Annotated in this window: 19 protein-coding genes and 1 pseudogene; 17 read left to right on the forward strand and 3 right to left on the reverse strand. The window is 39.1% G+C overall.

The features are described 5' to 3' along the window. Positions 1-76 precede the first annotated feature (76 nt). A complete protein-coding gene (locus UP17_RS09810) occupies positions 77-1,033 on the forward strand; it encodes a DMT family transporter (protein ID WP_061462841.1) in 957 nt (318 codons plus the stop codon). After that, on the forward strand, positions 1,034-1,918 hold the full coding sequence (locus UP17_RS09815; protein ID WP_061462842.1) for a DMT family transporter: 885 nt from the start codon (positions 1,034-1,036) through the stop codon (positions 1,916-1,918). Positions 1,919-2,214: 296 nt separating this feature from the next. Here UP17_RS09815 and UP17_RS09820 read toward each other — a convergent pair whose 3' ends face one another. From UP17_RS09820 to UP17_RS09830, 3 genes are all read right to left on the reverse strand, one after another. Beyond that, complete coding sequence (locus UP17_RS09820; protein WP_061462843.1) at positions 2,215-2,772, reverse strand: MFS transporter; 558 nt, start codon at positions 2,770-2,772, stop codon at positions 2,215-2,217. Next, a complete protein-coding gene (locus UP17_RS09825) occupies positions 2,769-4,199 on the reverse strand; it encodes an FAD-binding oxidoreductase (protein WP_061462844.1) in 1,431 nt (476 codons plus the stop codon). The genes UP17_RS09820 and UP17_RS09825 overlap by 4 nt, the downstream gene beginning before the upstream one ends. A 265-nt stretch (positions 4,200-4,464) precedes the next feature. Further along, positions 4,465-4,650, reverse strand: a complete 186-nt coding sequence (locus tag UP17_RS09830; RefSeq protein WP_061462845.1) for a TetR/AcrR family transcriptional regulator — start codon at positions 4,648-4,650, stop codon at positions 4,465-4,467. 474 nt (positions 4,651-5,124) lie between these two features. Here UP17_RS09830 and UP17_RS09835 point away from each other — a divergent pair, with 474 nt between their 5' ends. From UP17_RS09835 to UP17_RS09905, 15 genes and pseudogenes are all read left to right on the forward strand, one after another. Continuing rightward, positions 5,125-6,444: an MFS transporter gene (locus UP17_RS09835; RefSeq protein WP_061462846.1), complete on the forward strand. Its 1,320-nt coding sequence runs from the start codon at positions 5,125-5,127 to the stop codon at positions 6,442-6,444. Positions 6,445-6,741: 297 nt separating this feature from the next. Then, the gene (locus tag UP17_RS09840; RefSeq protein WP_250211788.1) at positions 6,742-8,235 is read left to right on the forward strand and encodes a helix-turn-helix transcriptional regulator; all 1,494 of its coding nucleotides are present in this window, start codon (positions 6,742-6,744) and stop codon (positions 8,233-8,235) included. 179 nt (positions 8,236-8,414) lie between these two features. Beyond that, complete coding sequence (hutU, locus tag UP17_RS09845) at positions 8,415-10,091, forward strand: urocanate hydratase (protein ID WP_061462847.1); 1,677 nt, start codon at positions 8,415-8,417, stop codon at positions 10,089-10,091. Continuing rightward, positions 10,088-11,386 carry an imidazolonepropionase gene (gene hutI / locus UP17_RS09850; protein ID WP_061462848.1) on the forward strand — a complete coding sequence of 433 codons (1,299 nt, stop codon included), beginning with the start codon at positions 10,088-10,090 and terminating at the stop codon, positions 11,384-11,386. Before hutU ends, hutI begins: the two co-directional genes overlap by 4 nt. Positions 11,387-11,639: 253 nt before the next feature. Next, positions 11,640-12,962, forward strand: coding sequence for an MFS transporter (locus UP17_RS09855; protein WP_061462849.1), 1,323 nt, complete (start codon positions 11,640-11,642; stop codon positions 12,960-12,962). A 106-nt stretch (positions 12,963-13,068) separates the two neighbouring features. After that, positions 13,069-13,704 (forward strand): annotated as a pseudogene (locus tag UP17_RS28710) (amidohydrolase family protein); the annotation flags it as partial. A gap of 1,083 nt (positions 13,705-14,787) precedes the next feature. Next, positions 14,788-15,912 carry an N-methyl-L-tryptophan oxidase gene (gene solA / locus UP17_RS09865; RefSeq protein ID WP_061462850.1) on the forward strand — a complete coding sequence of 375 codons (1,125 nt, stop codon included), beginning with the start codon at positions 14,788-14,790 and terminating at the stop codon, positions 15,910-15,912. A 553-nt stretch (positions 15,913-16,465) separates the two neighbouring features. Then, a complete protein-coding gene (locus tag UP17_RS09870; protein ID WP_061462851.1) occupies positions 16,466-17,227 on the forward strand; it encodes a LamB/YcsF family protein in 762 nt (253 codons plus the stop codon). A 120-nt stretch (positions 17,228-17,347) separates the two neighbouring features. After that, positions 17,348-18,487 (forward strand): NRAMP family divalent metal transporter, encoded by a 1,140-nt coding sequence (locus UP17_RS09875; protein ID WP_155727518.1) that lies wholly within the window; start codon positions 17,348-17,350, stop codon positions 18,485-18,487. Positions 18,488-18,563: 76 nt separating this feature from the next. Continuing rightward, entirely contained in the window at positions 18,564-19,355 is a 792-nt protein-coding gene (locus UP17_RS09880; protein ID WP_061462853.1) for a putative hydro-lyase, read from the forward strand. A 13-nt stretch (positions 19,356-19,368) separates the two neighbouring features. Next, positions 19,369-20,133: a 5-oxoprolinase subunit PxpB gene (gene pxpB, locus UP17_RS09885; protein ID WP_155727290.1), complete on the forward strand. Its 765-nt coding sequence runs from the start codon at positions 19,369-19,371 to the stop codon at positions 20,131-20,133. Next, positions 20,133-21,128 (forward strand): 5-oxoprolinase subunit C family protein, encoded by a 996-nt coding sequence (locus UP17_RS09890; RefSeq protein WP_061462855.1) that lies wholly within the window; start codon positions 20,133-20,135, stop codon positions 21,126-21,128. The genes pxpB and UP17_RS09890 overlap by 1 nt, the downstream gene beginning before the upstream one ends. Positions 21,129-21,438: 310 nt before the next feature. Beyond that, the gene (locus tag UP17_RS09895) at positions 21,439-22,521 is read left to right on the forward strand and encodes a hypothetical protein (protein WP_061462856.1); all 1,083 of its coding nucleotides are present in this window, start codon (positions 21,439-21,441) and stop codon (positions 22,519-22,521) included. After that, on the forward strand, positions 22,508-24,676 hold the full coding sequence (locus tag UP17_RS09900) for a molybdopterin oxidoreductase family protein (RefSeq protein ID WP_061462857.1): 2,169 nt from the start codon (positions 22,508-22,510) through the stop codon (positions 24,674-24,676). Before UP17_RS09895 ends, UP17_RS09900 begins: the two co-directional genes overlap by 14 nt. After that, positions 24,677-25,237 (forward strand): 4Fe-4S dicluster domain-containing protein, encoded by a 561-nt coding sequence (locus tag UP17_RS09905; protein ID WP_061462858.1) that lies wholly within the window; start codon positions 24,677-24,679, stop codon positions 25,235-25,237. Position 25,238: the final 1 nt, after the last annotated feature.

The raw sequence follows: 25,238 nt of genomic DNA on the forward strand, positions 1-25,238 counted from the left end.
TTGTATTGTATCGTAGTGAAGCTTTTAATACGATATTAACAACCGGCCGGGTGTTAAAAAGGAGGATTTACTCAATATGCCAGAACAAAAAAAAGCCTATTTTGCGGCGATACTATATGCTTTTATTATTGGATTTTCATTTATTTTCACAAAAATATCATTAATGGAAGCGAGTCCGCTAGATATATTGGCACATCGATTTACGATGGCTTTTTTGATCGCGATAATTTATAAGCTGTATCGGAGGACATCAGTGAAAATGAGTGCAAAGGATACTTTGAAAATTCTTCCGTTGGTGCTTCTTTATCCAATTTCATTCTTTACCTTTCAAGTGTTTGGTCTCGTATATACCTCATCTTCAGAGGCGGGTATTATCCAAGCGACTATACCAATTTTCACGTTATTATCAGCTTCATTATTTTTAAAAGAATATGCGGGTAAAAGTCAAAAATTTTTCCTTTATTTTTCAGTGATGGGGGTCATCTTTATCTTTGTCATGAATGACTTGCAACTTGCGGCTCATAGTTTGAAAGGAACGATCCTGATCTTATTATCCTCGATTGCTGCCGCTCTCTATAATGTGGTAGCAAGGACATTAACAAAGCAATATTCACTATTTACATTAACTTATGTGATGACGTTCTTTGGTTTTGTTGCTTTTAATAGTATGGCCATCATCAATCATATAATTAATCAATCAATTAGTAGCTTTTTTTTACCCTTAACAAGTAGTTCATTTCTTATTTCAATCGTATATCTTGGTGCATTATCGTCACTGCTTACTGGTTTTTTATCAAACTATGCATTATCTATATTACCTGCCTCTAAAATGAGCGTTTTTAGTAATTTAGCGACATTGATTACGATCATAGCTGGGGTAATTTTCTTACATGAAACCATTCACTACTATCACGTTGTAGGTGCAATGATTATTCTTGTTGGTGTAATCGGCACGAACTATTTTGGTGGAAATCGGTCAAAGCATATTAGTAAAACTATTGCCGAGCCATTGATGAAAAGGGAGGTAAAGTGAATGAATAAATATGTGTTGTTACTCTTGATTAGTGGTATATGGGGATCTCAATTCTTCTTTATTGCATTAGTTATAGATGATGTTGGGGTTATTACTTTGTCAGCCTTCAAAGCATGTATCGGTGGTATCTGTTTACTCTTCATTGGTTTTTTCTTATCAAAAGAAGAGCGCAGAGTAAATAGGAGTTATTATAAATGGTATATAATCATTGCGGTTTTCGAAGTTGTACTGCCATTCGCGTTTATTGCACAGGGGCAGAAAACGGTGCCTAGCAGTATCGCAGCGATGCTGATTGGAATGGTTCCTGTCTTTACCATCCTCTTTTTAATAGCATTTTTCAAAAGAAAAAGCACAAGGGGGGAGATTACAAGTATCCTATTCGGATTTGCAGGTATTGTTTTCCTATCATGGCCAACACAAGGATTCCAAGACTTTTTTAACAGTATTCAGGGTAGTATCCTATTGATATTGGCTGCCATGAGTTTTGGATTATCATTGATTATCATGGAGAAATTAAACGAGGGGTCTTCCGTTATTCATATGAGAAATGTATTACTGATTGCCAGTGCATTTCTAATCCCCATGTCCCTTTTGTTTGAGCAATCTTTCAAATTGGATATAGAACGATCTCAATCCATCTACTTAGCGATTTTAGGCATATTCCATGCGGGTGTTGTTTATGCATTATTTAATAGGCTGATTCGGCAAGAAGGCGCTTTATTTACTTCATTTAGTAATTATATAGTGCCTGTCATCGGAATGATTCTAGGCTTTTACTTTTTACATGAAGCGCTGTCTATTCATCAATTGATTGGAATGGGTATAATTATGATGTCATTAGTTTTTTTAGACAAAAAATTAATGAAAAAGTTGATAAGAAAGTAGTTTTTTATATGCTCTGGTCCATAGCTTTGTACAAATAAACGCGGTACTTTTAGAATTCGTAAAAATGGCGATGCGAAAGTGAGTAAAGGGAGGCAGGTTTAATTTATCTTTGTAAAATGGAATGATTGATAGAGATAGCAAAAGAACTACAAGCCTTTTTATGATAACTAGATTCTATATCGACGCTATTAAGTACTTCAATTATTGCAGAAGAAGCATCTACTGAGGTTTAAGCAGATGCTTCTTTTACTAAAAAGTTATTATCGCTAACCAGCAATAAATCCTTATGTTTTTATTTATTCTGCATTAGATAGTGAAGCTTTTTTCTCCATCTTCATTATAATAAATCCACTCCAGGCAAACATTAAGGATGCAAGATAAAAGATGCTTCCAATCGTTAAAAAGTCGACTAAATATCCGGTTGCAATCACGGCAGCTGCAGCACCAATGGATGTCCAAACATGGTAGTTTCCAATTTCCTTACCCGCTGTTGTTTTCTTAACATACCTTGCAAGTACCGTTTTTTCAGTGTTTTTTTGAACAGCCCCAAGAACCCCCATAATAATCTGCAGGAGATAGACATGCCAAATTTCATATGCGAGAGGAAAGGCAAGAAGGATAAGTGCCATCCCCCATGAATAGATAAGGAGAAATGCTTTGTCACCGGCTTTATCCGTTAATTTTCCGATTAAAGGGTAACTAAGTGCTGCAGTCAGTGAGAATATGCCATATGCCCATCCGAATTGCGAATAGCTGGTACCTACATTTTTGATTAGCAAAATATAAAAAGGGAAGATCATGCTGGCAGCCATTCCAACAGTGCCTTGGTAAAAAACGAAACGTTTATAATTCATGGATGGTACTCCTCATAGAAAAGATTCATGAAGCGGTTATCAGGATCATATTTCTTTTTTAATTGAAAGAATTCCTTAGTACGCGGATAGGCTTCAAATAATTGTGTCTTGGTTGGATACCCATAATAGGGCAAATAGTAGCTGCCATTATGGTCAAGCGTCACATTGATCATGTCGCGGATGACCCTTCCCGTATTTTCCTTACTTTCGTTATCTGTCCCTTGATTGATGAGCATTACAAGAGCGAACATATCATCTTTGGCATAGGACATGAGTGATTCATCATTATGTTCCACATAACGAATTGTAATATTTAATAAATTAAAATCTTTTTCATCGAATAAAGTTTTTCTTAGATCATCGATATAATCAGCAAATTGATCAATCGGAACGAAGTATTCTTGCAGCACTTCAGTTTTGGAGGGATTGCTGTAATCCATAAAGGCAGAATCCGACCGCATCACATTGTTCCTGGAAACCAAGTTACCATCAATATTGGCCGTGTAAGTCTCCTGAGTTTCCCAAAACCTTTTTTTACCCCAGTCATTATAACGCGATAGACCAAGAAAGAATTTAGGCACGGCAACGATCGTTTCCCGTTTGAGAGTATTGTAGTTTGATAGCTGTGCTTGGTCATTTGCCCTATAATAATCCGTTACATACATTTCGTCCAAATAGGAGCCAGGAGCAACAGATATTCTTGCCAGATGCATTTTGACATCATCGTTTTGAAGAACATCTCTTTTAAAATACGATGTATATTCATCATAATGGAGTGATTTAGTTTTAATTTTATAAAGTTCGTCATCGGTAAGGTCGAGTGTCACATCAAGTATCACTCCAAATAAACCGTATCCGCCAATAACCGAAGAGAAGAGCTCAGGATTTTCTTCGCGGCTCACCGTCAGGATTTGTCCTTTCGCGTTAAGCAATCTAAAAGATTCCACGGTTTCTATCAAGGCATGATGACGGATATCGCGGCCATGGACATTAACGCTCAAAGAACCTCCTATGGTAAAAATGTTTTGGGATTGACTGACCTTCAGTGCAAGTCCATATGGGTTGATATATCTCTGTAGATCAGCCCAGGTTGCTCCGCTTTCTACCGTGATGCGTTTTTCTTTTACATCCAAATCAAGGATCTTATCATATTGCTTCATATCAAGCAGGATGCCTTTTGGATATAGTGTCTGTCCCCCTTGGCTATGCTGCATACCGGCAATGGAAATGGGATCATCATTTTTTGCAGCTTCCAAAACGACCTTTTTGATTGCTTCTTCACTATCTTCTGCATTTATCGCTTTCATTTTAACTGGCATCAGCCGGCTGATATCTTCTGCAATAGGGTGGTCAAGCTTGAATTGGAAGGCCTGCAGGGAAAAACCAAATAATACTGCATATAGGATGATAAAGAAAAATCGTTTCATATAACTAGCTTTCGACTCCTCGTTAAAACTGTATGACACTCAAGTGAAATAATAAAAATGTATGAACTTTATAGAATAATGGAGTTACCACACCGTTCAGTGAGATTGCTGGGATTAATATTCATTTAACAGTCAGCTGTTTTATCTAATGCGGACAAGTAAATCACTTTCATTTTCTTCTTCCAGAAAAACACATCAATTTCCGTATCATCCGGAAAAGAATGGAAGACTTCGCAATAGTATTCATGGACTTCTGTGAACCCTACTAAAAAAATATCCGATTTTGCTGAAAAGTGTTGGTAAAATGACCCTTTTGACGTGAGGCTTTTTTCACGATTTCGTCAACTGTAACTTTATCATAACCTTTTTCGCTAAATATCTTTAAGGATATTTTTAAAATTTCTTCACGAGTCTTTTCTCCCCTATGCTGTTTCTTTCTTGGATCAATCATGGAAAAATATCCGAGGGATAATTGACAGAATATTCCTGTGTAGTTTAATATCAGACTACAGTCAAGTTAGAGAGCGGATAGTCTATTTAATCTATCGTAAATTATGAATAATCACAACGCTTTCTTCATTTCATTTGGGACATTATGAAAGCGCTTTCGGACGTTCTGGATCATGTATGAGGGGATGTTAATCCAATGAAATCAAGAGGTTTTTCTAAAAATGGGTGAAAAGGGTGTTTAAAGTTTCCTAAAGATCTCTATCCAATCAGTAACTTTCATGAACGAAGGGTTATTTTATCCTGTGGATATGGACTCGTTTAATAATATTGTTGGGTTCAATGAATGTAAATGGAGGGGAGGCGGTATTGAATTTGGTGGTATCGGGATTGAACCAGAGAGTCGGGGAGCAAGGAAAGGTCCGCTATAATCGTATGTTTTTTGGGAAAGGGTAGCTTGAAAAGGGAGGAAATAATCATGAATCATTTCAGTGGTGAAATAGAGAAAAGAACGATCAATAAAACGATGAGACGCATTCTTCCATTTATCTTGATCCTTTATAGCATTGCATACTTGGACAGGGTCAATTTAGGCTATGCTGCTTTACAAATGAACGCAGAATTAGCTTTATCCGCTGAGGTTTTTGGATTGCTTTCCGGTATTTTCTTTATTGGCTATTTCTTCTTTGAAGTTCCAAGCAACATGATCATGCATAAAGTGGGAGCTCGGATATGGATTGCCCGTATAATGATTTCGTGGGGACTTGTTGTCATATTAACAGGTTTTGCGCAAACAACGATGCATTTATACATTCTCCGTTTTTTATTAGGTGTCGCCGAAGCTGGATTTTTCCCTGGTATAATTTTGTATTTAACATATTGGTTCAGGGCCCGTGAAAGAGGACGGGCAACAGCGGCCCTGCTTTTAGCCTTACCGATTGGCGGATTGATTGGTGCACCTGTGTCGACATGGATTCTTGACAATATTTCCTGGTTCGGTATGGCAGGGTGGAGATGGATGTTCATCCTTGAAGGGATTCCGGCCATTATTATTGGAGTTGTTGTTGTTTTCTATTTAACTAATAGACCCACTAACGCTAAATGGTTATCTAAGGAAGAAAGCGATTGGTTAGAAGGGGAGTTGAGTGCTGAAAGAAAAGTAAGCTCGAAAATAAATAAAGTCACTAAGCTTGATATGCTGAAAGATTCGAAAATCTGGAAGTTGTCACTTTTTTATTTCGCTGGGTACACATCTATCTATGGATTGTCATTCTGGATGCCAACCATCATAAAATCTTTATCGGAAAATGCAACAACCAATTTAGAAATAGGCTGGTTAGCGATGATTCCTTCGTTAGTCGGTATACCTGCGGTTATATTTGTTGGCTGGAATTCTGATCGGACGAATGCACATAAACCACACTTGCTTGTTTGTCTCCTGATAGCAGTTACCGGATTTATCGGGTGCGGCTTTTCAGATGGTGTCTTTATGATGGTGCTGATGTTAACGATTACATCATTCGGGTTATACGGTTTCAGTGGATGTTTCTTTGCCTATATGACATTTTTCTTCACTGAGTCCACTGCACCAGTTGGCATAGCCATAGTCAATTCATTTGCAGCATTAGGCGGTTTTGTAGGGCCGATGATTCTTGGAACTGTTGCCTTTACTCAAGGTATGTTTATTTTATCAGGATTACTTGTGATAGGGGTCATCACTCTATTATCATTAAAATTGTCAAGTGCTTCAGAAGAAAACACCATTAAAGAAGTTGAAGTCAATATTAATCATTTATAACAGATCTAACTGAAAACTAAAAAAAGAAACATCATTGGAAACCACAAGTTTCTATGGTCTTTTTTTAATATTTTCATATAGTTATACCGCTAATAACGTGTTAGATATGGTACCTTCCATGGATATAAAATAACGTTTGAGCATGTCAAGATTAACCTAATCGCAGGTTCTGCTTAATATGACTTGTTTGAAGTATTCGGCGGGATTAGAATGGAGATTAGATACAAGTTACTTTGTAAAGACCTGGGATTCCTTTTCTTTCAAAGGCTGACTTCATATTTATTAGATGAAAGGAATATGAGGTGGAAATGGGGGGATGATGTGGAAATTCATTTGGTGGCAAAAGATGAGATTGAGGCTCAAGGAATTCGTTGGATAATCGAGTCGCACCTAACGGGAGTTAGACTGATCTTATGGAAAACGATTGAAGAATTTGAAAAGGGAATTCGTAATCAGCAACCGGAATTCGTTATTTTGGATATGGATATTTGGACGGATGAAAGTGAGGCGATGGGTGTTTCGTTAAAGCGGAGGGGAATTCGATGGTTAGGCATTTCATCTGAGCGAATCTTTCAAACAGCTTATCGGGCCTTGCGTTTTCGTGCGGAAGATGTTCTATTCCGTCCTTTTTCTTCAGCGGATTTGGTAAAGCATATCCAACAATTGCGTTTTCAATTGAGAAATGATCAAGGTCTTTTCTCGACAAACGCCATGCATGGTGAGAAAACGCTTGATATCGGTTATCCTGATTTCTTCTTGACAGACCGGAGACATGAAAGTCGAATAACCATGGTGGCATTTTTGACACCTGATAAAAAGACCCTTCCTTTAGTTTATGATGAACTGCAACGATATTCTTTTACTGGGAAGAATCAAATCTTCGCTTTATCGGATTTTATTTTATGCGTCCAGGAAACAAAGGAAACTGATGTATATAAGGAAGAATACCAAGCGTTCCTGGCTCACTGGAAAGAAAGAATGGATGAGCCTCTTGCCATCATAATAAAAGCGGCAAATCCTGATGAATCTTTAAAAAGGATGTACCAGCAAACACGTGAATTTACAAGACAAATCTTTTTCGATGGATATGATATCATTTTAGTCGAAAGTCAACAAACTTCGCCTCAGGAGATGGATCCATTCCTCACTCCCCTTGAACAAAGACTTTGGATAGAAATGCTTGAAAGACGGGATGCAAAAGCTATCAGGAACTGGATCGAACGTGAATTCCTTACTTTTCAACAACCATACCCTGACCCAGAAATCGTTCGTATTCGCCTTACAAGCGTTCTTGCGCAGATCCGTAGGCATATGAAATCATATAATTTGCAAAATGCATCTCTAGAAGCAATATACTATGACGTATTTCAGCAAATCGTCCATAAACCAGTCATTCATCAAATAGTAAAAGAGCTGCATGCGTTCACCACCCATTTACTTCTGCAGGATCATGGGCAATTACAGGAAGGAGCTCGCACACTTAGCGAAAAAGCAAGAGAGCTGATCGAGTCCAACTATTGGGACGCCCAATGGAATCTAGCGACCTGTGCAGATACTCTGCGTGTCAATAAAAGCACACTCAGCCGTCGTTTTGCGGCTGAATCCGGCGAGTCTTTTCGCAATACGCTGCATCAAGTTCGAATTAGGGAAGCTAAACGCTTATTAAAGGAAACGGATTTATCATTGGAGGAAATCGCACAATTAGCCGGTTATTCACATCAAACCTATTTCAATGCCAAATTCAAACTGCTTGAAGCTTGTACTCCATCAGCTTATCGGTCTGGATTATAAAAAAGGACGATTCAGTTATATTGAATCGTCCTTTTTTAAATTTTTAATACCATTCATAAAAAAGTAAAGTTAACTACAAAACTTTGATTTATTTTATAAAATAATCATTAAATTATAATAAATTATTCTGAATTTTTCATATAGAATGAAAATATAACAAAAACAAGGGGGAAATAAAAATGAACACGATTACAAACAAGGTTATCCGCTATACAGGTACTGATTTGCATACGAAAGGATGGCAACAAGAGGCAGTGCTTAGAATGCTGATGAATAATCTGGATCCTGAAGTCGCAGAACGTCCAGAAGATTTGGTGGTATATGGAGGGATTGGGAAAGCAGCTCGTAACTGGGAATGCTTTGATGCAATCGTCAAATCACTAAAAGAGCTTGAAGAAGATGAAACTTTATTGGTCCAATCAGGGAAACCGGTGGCCATTTTTAAAACGCATACGGATGCACCACGTGTCCTGCTTGCAAATTCAAATATCGTCCCGGCGTATGCGAACTGGGAAACATTCCATGAACTTGATAAAAAGGGATTGATGATGTATGGGCAAATGACAGCTGGTAGCTGGATTTATATTGGTTCGCAAGGTATCGTTCAGGGTACTTACGAGACATTTGCCGAGCTTGCTAAACAACATTTCAATAACTCGTTAAAAGGCACCATTACTCTAACTGCAGGTTTAGGCGGAATGGGGGGGGCACAGCCGCTAGCAGTTACGATGAACGGTGGTGTCTGTATCGGGATCGATGTTGATGAGACAAGAATTGACAGGAGGATTGAGACCCGTTATACCGATGTGAAAACGGATTCTTTGGATGAAGCCATTCGTTTAGCTAAAGAAGCAAAACTTGCTGGAAAAGCTTTATCTATCGGTTTGATTGGGAATGCGTCCGATCTTCTTCCTGAAATGATCGCAAGGAACTTTATTCCGGATGTCCTGACTGATCAAACTTCCGCCCATGATCCGCTAAATGGATATACACCTTCAGGTTTGTCTATGGAGGAAGCGGCAGAATTACGGAATGCGAATCCGGAAGAGTATATTAAACTCTCTAAAGCTTCAATGGCCAAACATGTAAGGGCGATGCTTGAAATGATGGAAAAAGGAGCCGTGACGTTTGATTATGGCAACAATATCCGTCAAGTTGCGAAAGATGAAGGGGTAGAGAATGCTTTTGACTTCCCGGGCTTCGTTCCAGCTTATATCCGTCCACAATTTTGTGAAGGTAAAGGTCCATTCCGCTGGGTGGCTTTATCTGGTGATCCAGAAGACATTTATAAAACAGACCAAGCGATTTTACGCGAATTCGCTGATAATGAACATTTATGTAACTGGATCAGGATGGCTCAAGAAAAAATCCAGTTCCAAGGCCTGCCGTCCCGCATATGCTGGCTTGGTTATGGGGAGCGCGCCCGTTTTGGTAAAATCCTAAATGATATGGTTGCAAGCGGTGAATTGAAGGCCCCGATAGTAATTGGGCGTGACCATTTGGATTCAGGCTCTGTTGCTTCGCCAAATCGTGAAACGGAAGCCATGAAGGATGGTTCGGATGTAGTAGCTGACTGGCCGATCTTAAATGCAATGGTGAATGCAGTGGGCGGTGCAACCTGGGTTTCCGTACATCATGGCGGCGGCGTAGGAATGGGTTACTCCATGCATGCAGGCGTTGTAATTGTGGCAGACGGAACCAAAGAAGCAGGAGCAAGGATTGAGCGAGTGTTGACAACGGATCCTGGGATGGGCGTAGTGCGTCATGTTGATGCAGGGTATGAACTGGCAGAGGAAACAGCCCGTGAAAGAGGAATTAATATCCCAATGCTTAATAAAGGAATTGATAAACAATGAAAAAACCAATTTGGATAAAACATGCCACTCAACTTGCTACCCTTACCTCTGATAGGAAAGGTCCTCGTTCCAAAGAGGCAATGTCGGAGCTGGGGTTGATTGAAGATGGAAGCATATGGATGGAATCTGGTTTGATCCAAGCGATCGGTACGACCAAGGAATTGGAAGAACTCTATGCAGATAGAATGCATGAAGCTGAAGTTTTCGATGCTTCTGGCCATTTAGTGACGCCAGGGCTAGTTGATCCCCATACGCATGTTGTATATGGCGGGAGTCGTGAGCGTGAATTTGAAATGCGTCTTGAAGGTGCAACATATATGGACATAATGAACGGGGGCGGGGGCATTCATGCAACAACCCGCATGACCCGGGAAGCAAGTGAAGAAGAGTTGATGGAACAAACCACAAGGCGTCTTGATTCGTTTCTCGCTCATGGCGTGACTACAGTAGAAGGTAAAAGCGGTTACGGAATGAATTTGGAAACTGAGTTAAAGCAATTGCGGGTGATGAAGAAGTTACAGGAGGAGCATCCGATTGACCTTGTTCCTACTTTTATGGGAGCCCATGCAGTTCCAAAGGATTATAAAGGCCGTGAGGATGAATTTGTCGACCATTTGATAAATGATATGCTTCCAATTGTCTCTGAAGAGAAGCTTGCTGAATTCAATGATGTATTTTGTGAAAAGGGGGTTTTTACCCCTGAACAATCAGAGCGTATTTTAAAGGCGGGAAAAAAGTACGGTTTGATCCCTAAAATTCATGCCGATGAAATTGAGCCATACGGTGGAGCAGAACTTGCTGCCGAAATAGGAGCGATTTCAGCTGAACATTTATTAAAGGCTTCCGAAGAGGGGATTCAAGCTATGGCTAAGTCAGGAACCATTGCCTGCTTGCTTCCAGCCACAGCTTTGTATTTAAGAGAAGATGCGGCTCCAGGACGCCGAATGGTTGATGAAGGTGTAGCGGTTGCCATTTCGACTGATTGCAATCCTGGATCCTCGCCGACGACTTCTATGCCTCTTGTCATGAACCTGGCATGCATCTCGATGCGGCTTACCCCTGCTGAAGCACTAACGGCGGCAACATACAATGCTGCTTGTGCAATCAACAGACAAGAAAAGGTAGGTTCGCTTGAAGTCGGAAAACAAGCCGATGTCGTTTTATGGAATGTAGAAAACTATCAGGAATTGCAATATTTATTTGGAGTTAATCACGTTAAGTCCGTATGGAAAAAGGGTGTTCAAGTTGTGAATGATAGAGTGAAGGCTGTATCCAAAAGCCTGACTGGTCTATAAAATTCACTAAAAGAAGAGAGCCATACCCATCGCCAATCATTTGCTTGACCGTATCTCTCATGATACAGCCATTTGATGGAGTTCAATCAGTGTATCAGGAGCCTCTTTACATCCGCTGAAATTTCAGTGGATGTAAAAAGGCTTTGATACCTTACAACATGAAAAAAAACTAGATAATGGGCAGGATTACTGTTTTTATATTTAAAATCAGTAAGTAATGCCACTCTCTAATAAACATCAAGGCGGGGATTACATGTTGAGAAATAACTATCGTTATTTTATCATTTTTATGATTATTCTTATTACAATCATTAATTATATTGATAGAGGTGCACTTTCATATGCCCAAGCTGAAATCATCAAGGAGTTCAATTTAGATCCAGTAAGTTGGGGAGCAATACTAGGTTACTTTGGATATGGTTATATATTCGGCGCACTATTTGGAGGAGCATTGGCAGATAAAAAAGGCCCGAAATTCATGTGGATTATTGCTGGAACCACATGGTCTTTTTTTGAAATCGGGACAATATTCGCAGGTCACATAGGTGCAGCATTTTTTGGAGGGTCAGCATTAGCAGGATTTGCTGTATTTCGTGTATTATTTGGGTTTGCTGAAGGACCTACCTTATCAACGATGAACCGAACGATGGCAAACTGGGTATCCCCTAAAGAAAAAGGGTTTGCTGTAGCACTTGGATTAGTTGGAACGCCAATTGGAGCATTAATTACTGCACCCATCGTAGTAGGTCTTCTAACATTCACTAACTGGAAAGTAACATTTGTTATTCTCGGTATATTAGGCTTTATTTGGGTAGCAATTTGGAATAAAGTATTTACAAACTTACCTGAAGATCATCCAAGAGTCTCGAAACCCGAACTAGAAGAAATTCGAAGAGCAGATATTTTAATTAAAGGTGAGACGAAATTAGACGAACAAATAAATGTGCCATGGTACCATTTTTTTAAAAACCCTACGTTAGTATTTAATGCCATTGGATATTTTGCCTTTTTATATGTAAATATTTTATTACTTACATGGACCCCAAAATATCTGCAAGATGAATTTAATTATTCACTTTCTTCTCTTTCATATATTGGTATGATTCCCTGGGTAGGAGCTATTATCACTGGACTATTAGGTGGTAAAATCTCCGATATATTACGTAGAAAAACAGGGAATTTACGTATTGCCAGATCTTGGTTCACAGTAGCATCCTTATTTTGTACAGCTGTTTGTTTTATGTTGATCCCAACTGTCGAGAGTGCTGCAGCAGTACTTGCATTAATGTGTATAGGCAATGCCTTTAATTATTTACCAAATTCCATCTATTGGATTGTGGTTCTGGATACAGAACCAAATAAAGCAGGAACTTTTGGGGGAGTAACTCATTTTATTGCGAATCTAGCGACTATTATTGCCCCAACCCTAACAGGAAGTCTTGTCGCCATATATGGATATAATGCCATGTTTATCGCAGCTTCAATAGCCGTAACGATTGGCATGATAGCCATGGTTTTCGTGAAACCAGGCAAACAAGGTAACTCATCTGAAACTACCCATAATCTGGTTAGCTAAGATAAGTCATCATGTGTGTATTGATAACAGATTATGTTTAATATTTATTTCATTTCACTTTAAAAAGAATAAAAAAGCCGTTGCTTCATTTCAGAAGAAGTAACAGGAAGAGCATCCGATTGACCCAGTTCCTACTATTATGAGAGCCCATGCGGTTCCCAAGGATTATAAGGGCCATGAGGATGAATTTGTCGATCATCTGATTAATGATATGCTTCCAATCTTCTCTGAAGAAAAGCTTGCTGAATTCAATGATTGATGGCTTTTGTGAAAAGGGAGTCTTTACCCCTGAACAATCAGAGGGTATTTTAAAGGCCGGGAAAAAGTACGGATTGATCCTAAAATTCATGCTGATGAAATAGAACCAAACGAGGGCGCGGAACTAGCTGCCAAAATAGGGGCTATTTCTGCTGAGCATTTATTAAAGGCTTCCGAAGAGGGATTCAAGTCATGGCTAAGTCAGGAACCATTGCCCGCTTGCTTCCAGCCACAGCTTTGAATTTAAGAGAAGATGCGGCCCAAGGACGCTGAATGGTTGAGGAAGGTGTAGCTGTTGCCATTTAGACCGATTGCAATCCCGGACCCTCGCCGCCGACTTTTCTAAGCCTCTTGTCATGAACCTGGCATGAATCGCGATGCGTTTTACCCCTGCTGAAGCACTTACGGCGGTAACATACAATACTGCTTGTGCAATCAACAGCAAGAAAAGGTAGGTTCGCTTGAAGTCGGAAATCCAGCGGATGGAATGGGCTATAGAAGTACTTGTCAACATGTAATAGTGCTGAATCGTAGGATGGTGGATTATCATCCTACCCATTGTCAGCGTTAAACACTTTACCGCTTTACAGTGAAGATCAAGTAAAGGTATTTTAAGGGAATCGTGGAATAAACCCTTCTATGTGGAGGAGATATTATATGGATAATCACTATCCATTCGAAGAATGGTTTTAAAATGTTTGAGTTTTACACAGAAAAGGAAGCAAGGGAAAAATTTGAGGTAATAGAAGGCTGTAAAATCCTTAGTGTAGTCATTTATTTCAATGATAAACAATTTGTCAAACCTTGAAACTATATATTCTTAATTAAAAAGACAAAAAAGTTAGAATGATTTGATATAAATTATAAAAAAATAGTATTTTATAATTTTCATTGCTGTAATTTCATTATAGTATTAGTCTTAACCATAAAATGAAAAACTACCTGTAAGTAAATTTCTAACTTGCATGCAGGTGTACATTCTTTATTTGGTAGGGTCGGCAAAATATCATTATTTTATGTGAACTGAAAACTTCAGGGGTGCTACCGGATAATTGAAATAATGGTATTTTTTTGAATTTATATATCTGAAAAATCAAAAAATGGAGAGATTCTTTGAACGAACAAAGATTCACAATTGACGATGCCCCTAGTAAACCATCACCTTAGTGAACTTCCTAATTTCTTAGTAGTAAATCCAGGGTAAAATAGCGGCTACATGATTCCACAATATACAGCTGCGGGAAACCTTCACCGATTATTTAATACGCGACCAGGTCCCGATGGTAAAGGAAGATCGATTTTTTTATCCTGATATTGAAACGATTTATGGGCAAATTCATGAAGGAGAGATAGTCAATCTAGTCGAAATGGCGATTGGTGAAATTGAGTTCTAAAAACTATAGTGGAAGCTGTTTTACTCTGACCAATCTCAGTAAAGCGGCTCCCTTTTTCATTAAGTTAGGAATTTATTTATTTTCAGCACGCTTATAGCTGAAAGCACAGTTTTATCACAACCTATACTTTCGAAAATATCCAATCATCAAAATTGGGAGGAGGAAAGAAAAGAATGCATTATGATGTAATTGTAATTGGAGCTGGATCTATGGGAATGTCGGCAGGATATTTTCTATCTAAAAATGGACAAAAGGTATTATTATTAGACTCTTTTGTCCCTCCTCATAATAAAGGCAGTCATCATGGAGAAACAAGAATTATTAGACATGCCTATGGAGAAGGTGAAGAATATGTTTCTTTGGCACTTAAATCACAAAAACTATGGAATGACTTAGAAAAACTTACGGGAAAACAGTTATTTCTTCCAACAGGTGTACTGAATGCTGGCAGTCAAAAATCCACATTTATTAATCAAGTAATCGCGAGTTCAGAAAAATTTAATTTACCTTTAGATATCCTGGATTCAAATCAAATCCATAAAAGGTGGCCAGGTATTTCACTGCCAGAAGATTATATTGGTTGCTTTGAATCGACTTCGGGTGTGTTAAAAAGTGAAGAGTGTATTCGAGCGTATCAACAACTTGCGGAGTCACATGGTGCTAACATCATTGTGAATAGCCAAGTAAGGAAGATATTTGTTCATAGTAATGGGGTCACGATCAAAACTGATGAACAGACTTTCTACGCAGAAGCTTTAGTTGTTGCAGCAGGAGCATGGTCACCAAAACTTTTAGCAATGTTAGACTTACATGTTCCTCTAGCCCCAATCAGAAAAACATTTGCATGGTTTGAAGCAAATGAATTATATAATTACAAAAATTTCCCGGCCTTCACTTTTGATACGTCTGTAGGTACATACTATGGCTTTCCAAGTATAAATGACAGTGGTTTAAAAGTAGGAAGACATGATGGAGGAAATTACATTAATCCCGATGATTCTATAGCACGGTTTGGTGTATTGGATGAAGATGAGGGGGATTTGGTACAGTTTCTACAACAATTTATGCCTACCGGTCAAAAAATAAAACATGGAAAAAGCTGCATCTATACAATGACACCAGATGAGAACTTTATTGTGGATACACATCCTAATTATCCACACATTGCTATTGCAGCAGGTTTCTCAGGGCACGGGTTTAAATTCAGTAGTGTTATTGGAGAGATTTTAAGTGACCTTATTATTTCAGGTAAGAGTGAGAATGATATCTCAGTATTTTCTATAAATCGATTTAAATAAAAGGCTCTTTTCGTAAAGATTGTTGTTTTTAAAACGAAACTATTTAAGGTTGATTGGTGCGGAAGTGCGAGACTCCTGCGGGAGCAGCGGGACAGGTGAGACCCCACAGGCGTTTACGCCGAGGAGGCTCACCGCCCGCACCAAGGAAAGCGAGCATCTGGAGGGGAAATCAACCACAACTCACTACCTGGTAAATAGCAACAAAGTATGTGAAAACAGCCAAATAAAATAAGTCCTTTCCGTTTCGCATCGAATGTAATTATATACATTTCCCTTTAAACTTGTAATCAAGACCGTTGCTTCCTTATTATAGGAAACAATGGTTTTTTTATTATTTCTTAATATTCTACCATTCAGATTTTGAATCTAACTATATGTTAGGTTATCTAACAAAGTATTGTCGAAATAAAAAAAAAATGATAGAATAAGAATATTCCGAAATATGAAACGGTAATTCCGAATTTCGGAATTTGTTGAAAGTGAAATACTTATTTTTTTCTACATATTTATAAGTTTTATTGTTCGAAATTTCTGTAAATAGGAGGAGTGTACAATGAATACAGTTGATTTGAATTCTGATTTAGGTGAGAGCTTTGGCACATATCGAATTGGAAATGATGCAGAGATTTTGGATTTTGTAACATCTGTCAATGTAGCGTGTGGATTTCATGCTGGCGATCCTACCGTTATGAGAAAAACGGTTCAACTTGCATTAGAGAAAGATGTAAAAATTGGTGCCCACCCAGGATTACAAGATTTAATTGGTTTTGGCCGACGCAATATTAATATTTCTCCACAGGAAGCTTATGATATTGTTGTCTATCAAATAGGTGCATTAAATGGCTTCTTGCAATCTGAAGGCGGGAATATGCAACATGTTAAACCACATGGTGCTTTGTACAATATGGCGGCAAAGAGTAAAGGGTTGTCCCTTGCCATTGCAGAGGCTGTATACAAGATTAATCCTGAGCTCATTTTATTTGGCCTGTCTGGAAGTGAATTAATACGTGCTGGACAGACGATTGGTTTACAAACGGCTAGTGAAGTGTTTGCGGATCGGACATATCAACAAGATGGTTCATTGACTTCTCGAATGGAAGCGCATGCAATGATAGAAAATGATGATGATGCTGTTGTACAGGTAGTTCGAATGGTTAAAGAAGGAAAGGTTTTGTCACAGCAAGGGACTGATGTGACTTTAAAGGCAGATACCATTTGTATTCATGGGGATGGAACACATGCTTTAACCTTTGCTCGTCATGTAAAAAAATCCTTAGAAATATCTGAAATTACAGTTAAGTCTATTTCTAAATAAAAATTACAAACACCTAGGAGGCAGATTCCATTGGAGCCAATTAAAAATATACCTGACGAGAAAAAAGATCATTCTAAGCCAAAAACTAACCGGACATTATTACTAGGTGCAGCATTTCTTATGGCAACATCAGCCATAGGACCGGGTTTTTTAATGCAGACAACTGTTTATACCCAAAGTCTTGCAGCGAGTTTTGGGTTTGTAATTCTAATTTCAGTAATTCTTGATATTTTTGCACAAACAAATGTATGGCGCATTATTGCTGTATCTGAAAAACGGGGACAAGAGATTGCAAACATGGTTCTTCCAGGCCTGGGTTATGTTCTAGCGGCACTCATTGTTATGGGAGGGCTCGCATTTAATATAGGGAACATCGCAGGTGCTGGACTTGGTCTGAATGCGATGACAGGAATATCCCCTACAACTGGAGCAGCAATTAGTGCAGTTATTGCAATATTAATTTTTGTTGTAAAAGAAGCGGGTAAAGCGATGGACCGCTTTACACAAATTGCCGGCTTTTTTATGATCTGTTTGATGATATATGTTGCATGGACAACTGCTCCTCCAATTGGAGAAGCAGTAGTGAAGACATTCGCCCCTGATAAGATTGACATTATCGCAATTGTTACTTTGGTTGGGGGGTCTGTAGGTGGCTATATTACATTTGCTGGTGGACATCGTCTATTGGATGCAGGCGTAAAAGGTGTAGGAGCACTGCCAGAAGTCACAAAGAGTTCAGTAATGGGGATTTTAATAACCACAGTTATGCGGATTGCTTTATTTTTAGCAGTTCTAGGCGTTGTATCTAAAGGCTTGCAAATTGATTCAGGAAACCCTGCGGCATCCGTTTTTCAACTTGCTGCTGGAAATGTTGGTTATAAAATCTTTGGTATTGTTATGTGGGCTGCAGCAATCACATCAGTAGTTGGCGCTGCATATACTTCTGTGTCGTTTATCAGAACATTCAGTGAAAAAATAAATAAAAGGGCTAATTGGATTATAATTGGCTTTATAGTCGTCTCAACACTTTGCTTTATGTTAATTGGCAAACCGGTTAAAGTGCTGCTTGTAGTAGGGGCAATCAATGGTCTGATTTTACCAATTGCACTTGGTACACTTTTAATTGCGGCATATAAGAAGAATATTGTGGGTGATTATAAACATCCTTTATGGTTAACGATTTCTGGTGTGTTCGTGGTAATTGTTATGGCGTTAATGGGCGGATATACTTTGATTAATCAACTGCCATCACTATTTTAATAACTAAAAGATTCAATCTAATTCATACGACTAGCAGTTTGTGAAAAACTGCTAGTTACTTATAGGAGATGTTAATATGATTAATCTTTCGCAAGCAACTCCGGCTGAATGGCGCGCAATGATCCGCAACAATGAATGGATTAAACCAACTGCTGGAATCGCAAACGGTTATGCACAAGCAAACCTTGCAATTTTAAAAAAAGAACATGCTTTTGATTTTTTATTATTTTGTCAGCGTAATCCTAAATCTTGTCCACTTCTAGACGTAACGGAGATTGGTTCTCCTATTCCTAAATTTGCTGCCCAGTCTGCTGATATACGTACAGATATTCCAAAATATCGGGTATATAAAGATGGTGAATTAGCGGAAGAAGTAACGGATATTTCAGACTATTGGGAAGATGATATGGTTGGATTTTTAATTGGGTGCAGCTTTACATTCGAACACGCCCTTTTGAATAATGATATATCGATTCGTCACATTGAAGAGGAATGTAACGTACCAATGTATAAAACGAATATTTCATGTATTGAAGCAGGGATATTTCACGGGAAAATGGTAGCGAGCATGCGTCCGATTCCTCAAAAAGATGTCGTGCGAGCGGCTCAAGTTACATCGCGTTTTCCTGCTGTTCATGGTGGTCCAATCCACATTGGAGATCCGGAGGCGATTGGCGTTTCTAACATACAGCAACCTGATTTTGGTGATGCAGTAACGATTCGTGAAGGAGAAGTGCCAGTCTTCTGGGCTTGTGGTGTAACGCCTCAATCTATCGCAATGGAAACCAAACCGTCGATTATGATTACGCATGCACCAGGATATATGTTTATAACGGATATTCGTGATGAAAAATTAGGCGTTTTATAATAGACAGAAAGAGATGAGTTCTATGCCGGAAAAGCTTTTGAATAAAACTACATGCGTACTGTCTCCCTTAGGCGATTCCGCAATCGTGATTACATTTGGGAATGAAATGAAATACGGCATCCACAAAAAAATTAAAATGTTTATGGATTTGCTTGAAGATGAACCTTTTGCTGGATTTATAGAATGTGTGCCGGCTTTTACTAATTTGACGGTTTTTTACGACCCTCTAGTTATCTATAAGAATCAAAAACAAAGCAATGAAACTGAAACCATTTCTCCCTATGAAGTGGTACGTTCGATCTTGGAAACGAAATTAGAGGATTTAAAAGAAGATAAAAAGCTCACACATCGAACGGTGTCCATTCCCGTGTGTTATGGGAATGAATATGGCCCTGATTTGGAATATGTAGCCCGTTATAATAATTTAACTACTGATGAAGTCGTCCATATTCATTCAAACGGCGAGTATTTGGCCTATATGATTGGATTTGCACCAGGCTTTCCATTTCTCGGTGGACTATCAGAAAAAATTTCAGCGCCTAGGCGTTCCTCTCCCCGAATGACCATTCCTGCAGGGGCAGTAGGAATTGCTGGTATGCAAACGGGAGTATATCCTATATCAACACCTGGTGGATGGCAATTAATCGGACAAACGCCAACCAAACTATTCTTGCCAAATGTAGATCCCCCAAGTTTATTACAAGCAGGAGACATTGTGAAATTCCATCCAATTTCTACTCAAGAGTATAAAGAAATGATTCTAAAGGAGGGGGTATAGTGAGCCTGCGTGTAATCAAGCCGGGATTATTAACTAGTATTCAGGATCTTGGAAGAAAAGGATTTCAGCAACATGGGGTGATTATAAGCGGGGCAATGGATCCATATTCCCTTCGAATTGCCAATATGTTAGTTGGTAACAAAGAAGGTGAAGCGGCCCTGGAAATTACGTTAATGGGTCCGACACTTAAAATAGAAAAAAATTGCTTGATCGCGATAACAGGTGGAAATTTATCACCTACTATTGACAGTCAGACTGTACCAATGTGGAAGCCTGTTTATGTGAAAAAAGGCACCATTCTTCGATTTGAAGGGTGTAAATCAGGTTGTAGGTCTTATTTGTCTGTTGCGGGAGGATACGCTATTTCTACAGTTATGAATAGTAAAAGCACATATTTAAGAGGGGAAATCGGCGGCTTTAAAGGAAGAGCGTTAAAAGTGGATGATGTTGTGGATTTTAATGTAACTTCTACTATTCTAATTAACCGGGAATTTAAGGAATCGTTCACCGCTCCAAAGTGGTTTGTCAATGATAAGGAGTTTATGCCAAGTCGCATGCCAGCTATTCGTTTCATAGATGGAAGCCAATCCGATTATTTTACGGACTCCAGTAAAGTCAGTTTTACAGAGAATTTGTTTAAAGTTTCAAACCAATCTGATCGTATGGGCTATAGGATATCTGGCCCTTTGCTTGAGTTAAACGAGAAACGTGAGCTATTGTCTGAAGCAGTAACTAACGGCTCTGTTCAGGTTCCTCCTGATGGAAACCCGATCATTCTCCTTGCGGATAGCCAAACAACGGGAGGATACCCTAAGATAGCTCAGGTTATTACGGCAGATTTACCAATGATCGCCCAGATCAAACCAGGGGAATCCATTCAATTTTCACGAGTAACCTTAAAAGAAGCCGAGCAGCTTTTCCTTCAAAAAGAACAACAATTGAAAGAATTGAAGGTTTCGATTTCATTAGCCCTAAAAAAACAGCAGGTTATATAGTTACTTCATCAAGAAGTAACAAAAAGGAAGAAAGTACTCTTAATATTAGGGTTCTTTCTTTTTTGGTTCATTCTCCTAAAAAGCTAATATTAAGAGAAACTTCCAACGGTTCTCCTCCATTACAAGATAAAAATTTGAAAAGAGAAAATTTAATTGAAATATAGTACAACAGTTCTGCACATTAGAACTGTTTTTTTTATTTTCAAAGATAGGGGAATTTTCCCCTTAGGATGGGGAAGTTCCCCGATATGGAAAAATCGGGGCACCTCTTACAATAAAGGTATGGTAATTGTAATGAGGAGGAATAGTAATGCAGGCAAAAGTAGCAGCAAATCAAAAAACAGGAAAATCAATGGATAATGCTTTTGCATCACATTTTGCCAAGTCTATGTTTCTAGCAGTTTGCGGACTTGTAACCTTATCGTTTTTTGGCACGAGAATGTTTACACACGTAGATTTAAACCTTTATGGCTATATGGTGGGGACGATTATTTTTATTGGGGGGTTCTTTTACAGGTTTATCGCATGGGGAGAAAGGCCGCCAACAAAGATTTTCATAAAAAAAGGCATCAAACTTCTATTTAAAAAATCAACGCCTAAAACATCGGTTGAACATTTAGCAACATACAATTTCATCTGGAATAGGGGAATTTACCGATGGACTCAGCACGTTCTAATCGGCTGGGGATGTATTCTTTCCTGTTTTGTGACATTCCCTCTAGTTTTTGGGTGGATGTACTTCACCATGGACGACAATGGCTACTACAACATCATCGCAATGGGGATCAAGGTAATAACAGTACCAGCTGATGGGATCATTGCGGACTTATCATATAACGCTCTGAACATTACTGCTGTAATGGTTATCACGGGAGTATGCATGGCACTTTACCGCCGCTTGAAAAATATGCAGGCAAGAGCAGAACAAAAATTCATGTATGACTTTCTTCCATTATATATGCTGTTATTAGTCAGTGTTACAGGATTGGCATTAACGTTCATGAACATCTTTTTGCATGGTACTGGACAGCCAGCTATGTCCCTGATTCATCAGTGGTCAGTCATTATTACATTGATTTATCTTCCGTTCGGAAAACTTGCTCACATACCTTTCCGCCCACTGAGTGTATTTGCAAGAAACTACAGAGAGCATTATGCGGAACAATCCATGAAAGGATGCAAAGTATGTGGTGATGAGTTTGTTTCATCAGAACAATCAAAAGATGTCGTAGAGGTTCTCGGCGTGAATGATATCGAATTTCAAACGAAGGAAGGCCATCATCTCGCTGAAATGTGCCTACCTTGTCGAAGAAAATACCGGATTGCTCAATTTTCCGGTTTCCCTATCCATGAGCTAAAAGTTAAGGAGGCAAACCAGAATGCAAAGGGATAAGTTTTTTAAAGAAGTGGAGAATGTGATACACCCGAATGAAACATTGGTCAAAACGCATTGTGCGTATTGTGGAATGCAGTGCGGAATGAATTTAAGGGTAAATAGAGCGACAAATAAAATCATTGGGGTTGAACCACGTTATGACTGGCCTGTAACGGTTGGAAAAATGTGTCCAAAAGGGGTCACAGCTTACCAGCAGACGAACCATGATGATCGTATTTTAAAACCGCTTATTCGTGATGATGCATCATTAAAGGGAACAAAGGAAGGCTTTCGTGAAGCAAGCTGGAATGAAGCATATGATTTAATCGCGAAAAAATTCAGTGAGCTTCAAAAAAAATATGGAAAAGATTCATTATCCGTTTTCAGTGGCGTATCAATGACAAATGAAAAATGCTATTTAACAGGAAAATTTGCACGTGTGGCTCTTGGAACACGCTACATCGACTATAATGGCCGTTTCTGTATGTCAAGTGCGGCCGGGGGATTCCTTCGTTCTTTCGGCGTAGATAGAGGTTCAACATTACCCTGGACAGATATTCATGAAACAGATTGCTTATTTATTGCAGGAAGCAACACAGCAGAATGCCATCCAACTTCTATGTTTCGTGTCTGGAACGTACAAGAAAGAGGCGGTTACATTATCGTGGTGGATCCCCGCGAAACGCCTATTGCGAGAAGAGCAGATCTGCACCTTGACCTGAAACCGGGAACGGATCTTGCCCTTGCTAATGGAATCTTAAATTTATTAATTCAAAATGGTTATGCTGACGAAGAGTTTATTAATAATCATACAAACGGATTTGAAGAAACAAAAGAGCTAGTAAAAGAATTTACGCCGGAATATACGAGTGAGCTTACAGGTGTTGCACCGGAAAAGATCATTCGCGCAGCAGAGATTTATGGAAAAGCACCGAATGCAGTTGTCATGTTTGCCCGTGGAATTGAACAACAGCATAAGGGTGTTGACAATGTATCTGGATATACAAACATGGCGCTTGTAACAGGTAAGATTGGCCGTCCGAAGTCTGGTGTAGCAACATTCACTGGTCAAGGAAACGGACAGGGTGGTCGGGAGCATGGTCAGAAAGCGGATTTATTGCCAGGATACAGGAAAATTACAAATCCTAAACATGTAGAGGAAGTTTGTAAAGTATGGAAAATCACTCCGGAAGAAATGCCTCAGCCGGGTGTTTCTGCTTATGAAATGTTTGAACTGATGGAACAAAAAACGATCCGCGGATTGTATCTGCTATGTTCTAATCCAGCAGTATCTGCGCCGAATTTAAATTTCGTCAGAAGTACGATGAAAAACCTGGATTTTATGTTGTGTTCGGATTTCTACCTTTCTGAATCAGCAGAGTTTGCGGATGTTATCCTGCCTTCTGTAACGTGGTCAGAAGATGAAGGAACAGTTACAAACCTTGAAGGACGAATTATTAAGATAAATAAGGCACAAGAACCTATCGGAGATTCTAAGCCCGATTGGAAAATACAAGTAGAGCTTGCAGAACGTCTTGGGAGAGGAAGATATTTTTCCCATTTGAAAACTGCAAAAGATGTGGCAGATGAATTCAGACTGGCTAGTAAAGGCGGAAATGCCGATTATTACGGCGCTACTTGGGATAAGATTGACAAACAGGACGGAGTATTTTGGCCTTGTAAGGATGACAATGACAAGGGAACGCCGCATATGTTCCTGGATAAAAAATTCTATCACGCAGACAGTAAAGCGAAAATTTGTGCGCTTCCTTATCGGCCCCCTGCTGAGGAGCCAGATGAAAAATATCCGCTTCGTTTAACAACTGGACGTGTCGTTTACCATTATCTATCAGGGAACCAGACGAGAAGAATCCAGTTCCTGCGCGATATGTGTCCGGAACCGTATGTCGAAGCACATTCGGAATTAGCAAAAAAATACAATTTGGAAAATGAAGATAAAGTCCGTCTATTTACCCGAAGAGGCGAGGCAATCTATAAAGTGAAAATTACAGAAGCCATTCGTGAAGACACTGTATTTGTTCCATACCACTTTGGCCACGAGCAATCTATCAATCTATTAACAATTGCAGCGCTTGATCCAATCTCCCGTATGCCGGAATTTAAAGTCTGTGCAGCTCAAATGGAAAAAGTCGAAATAAAGAAGGTGCAATAAATGAAAAAGAGGCTCTACTTAGAACTTGAAAACTGTATAGGATGCCGGTCATGCCTAGCGGCTTGTACACAATGCGGGGGGCATGAAGAGAGGAACAGAAACTATGTATATGATGTAAACCCTCTGGTTAATCGGCAAACGATGCCTCTTATGTGCCTTCATTGTGTGAATCCGGCCTGTGCAAGGAGTTGTCCGGCCCAGGCAATCCAAATCCATGAGACAGGTGCCGTATTATCAGCACTCGTTGAAAAATGTATCGGCTGCCAAAATTGTACGATTGCTTGCCCATACGGAATACCGAAATTTGACACTGAACAAAACCTAATGTATAAATGCGATTTATGTATCGACCGGACAAAAGACAGTATCCCGCCAATGTGTGCAAGTGTTTGCCCATCCAATACTCTTCAATGGTTGACCGATGAAGAAATTGAAAATAAGAGAAAACAATTTAATCTAGATAATGGAAAATGGGTGACTAGCCTTCCTTATCTTGAAAGTGAAACGAACGTTAAGGTAAATCTCCCAGGTATTTTACAGGGAATAACTAAGTTATATTAGG

The sequence above is a fragment of the Peribacillus simplex genome (assembly GCF_001578185.1).
Classification (GTDB): domain Bacteria; phylum Bacillota; class Bacilli; order Bacillales; family DSM-1321; genus Peribacillus; species Peribacillus simplex_A.

What these genes read in the sequence shown, in the direction of transcription:
- UP17_RS09835 (WP_061462846.1), top strand. Translation starts at nt 5,125, where the DNA reads ATGAATCATTTCAGTGGTGAAATAGAGAAAAGAACGATCAATAAAACG.
- hutU (WP_061462847.1), top strand. Translation starts at nt 8,415, where the DNA reads ATGAACACGATTACAAACAAGGTTATCCGCTATACAGGTACTGATTTG.
- UP17_RS09875 (WP_155727518.1), top strand. Translation starts at nt 17,348, where the DNA reads ATGGCAACATCAGCCATAGGACCGGGTTTTTTAATGCAGACAACTGTT.
- UP17_RS09820 (WP_061462843.1), bottom strand. Translation starts at nt 2,772, where the DNA reads ATGAATTATAAACGTTTCGTTTTTTACCAAGGCACTGTTGGAATGGCT.
- UP17_RS09815 (WP_061462842.1), top strand. Translation starts at nt 1,034, where the DNA reads ATGAATAAATATGTGTTGTTACTCTTGATTAGTGGTATATGGGGATCT.
- UP17_RS09830 (WP_061462845.1), bottom strand. Translation starts at nt 4,650, where the DNA reads ATGATTGATCCAAGAAAGAAACAGCATAGGGGAGAAAAGACTCGTGAA.
- pxpB (WP_155727290.1), top strand. Translation starts at nt 19,369, where the DNA reads ATGAGTTCTATGCCGGAAAAGCTTTTGAATAAAACTACATGCGTACTG.
- UP17_RS09810 (WP_061462841.1), top strand. Translation starts at nt 77, where the DNA reads ATGCCAGAACAAAAAAAAGCCTATTTTGCGGCGATACTATATGCTTTT.
- UP17_RS09900 (WP_061462857.1), top strand. Translation starts at nt 22,508, where the DNA reads ATGCAAAGGGATAAGTTTTTTAAAGAAGTGGAGAATGTGATACACCCG.
- solA (WP_061462850.1), top strand. Translation starts at nt 14,788, where the DNA reads ATGCATTATGATGTAATTGTAATTGGAGCTGGATCTATGGGAATGTCG.
- UP17_RS09825 (WP_061462844.1), bottom strand. Translation starts at nt 4,199, where the DNA reads ATGAAACGATTTTTCTTTATCATCCTATATGCAGTATTATTTGGTTTT.
- UP17_RS09895 (WP_061462856.1), top strand. Translation starts at nt 21,439, where the DNA reads ATGCAGGCAAAAGTAGCAGCAAATCAAAAAACAGGAAAATCAATGGAT.
- UP17_RS09855 (WP_061462849.1), top strand. Translation starts at nt 11,640, where the DNA reads ATGTTGAGAAATAACTATCGTTATTTTATCATTTTTATGATTATTCTT.
- UP17_RS09880 (WP_061462853.1), top strand. Translation starts at nt 18,564, where the DNA reads ATGATTAATCTTTCGCAAGCAACTCCGGCTGAATGGCGCGCAATGATC.
- UP17_RS09840 (WP_250211788.1), top strand. Translation starts at nt 6,742, where the DNA reads ATGAGGTGGAAATGGGGGGATGATGTGGAAATTCATTTGGTGGCAAAA.
- UP17_RS09905 (WP_061462858.1), top strand. Translation starts at nt 24,677, where the DNA reads ATGAAAAAGAGGCTCTACTTAGAACTTGAAAACTGTATAGGATGCCGG.
- UP17_RS09870 (WP_061462851.1), top strand. Translation starts at nt 16,466, where the DNA reads ATGAATACAGTTGATTTGAATTCTGATTTAGGTGAGAGCTTTGGCACA.
- hutI (WP_061462848.1), top strand. Translation starts at nt 10,088, where the DNA reads ATGAAAAAACCAATTTGGATAAAACATGCCACTCAACTTGCTACCCTT.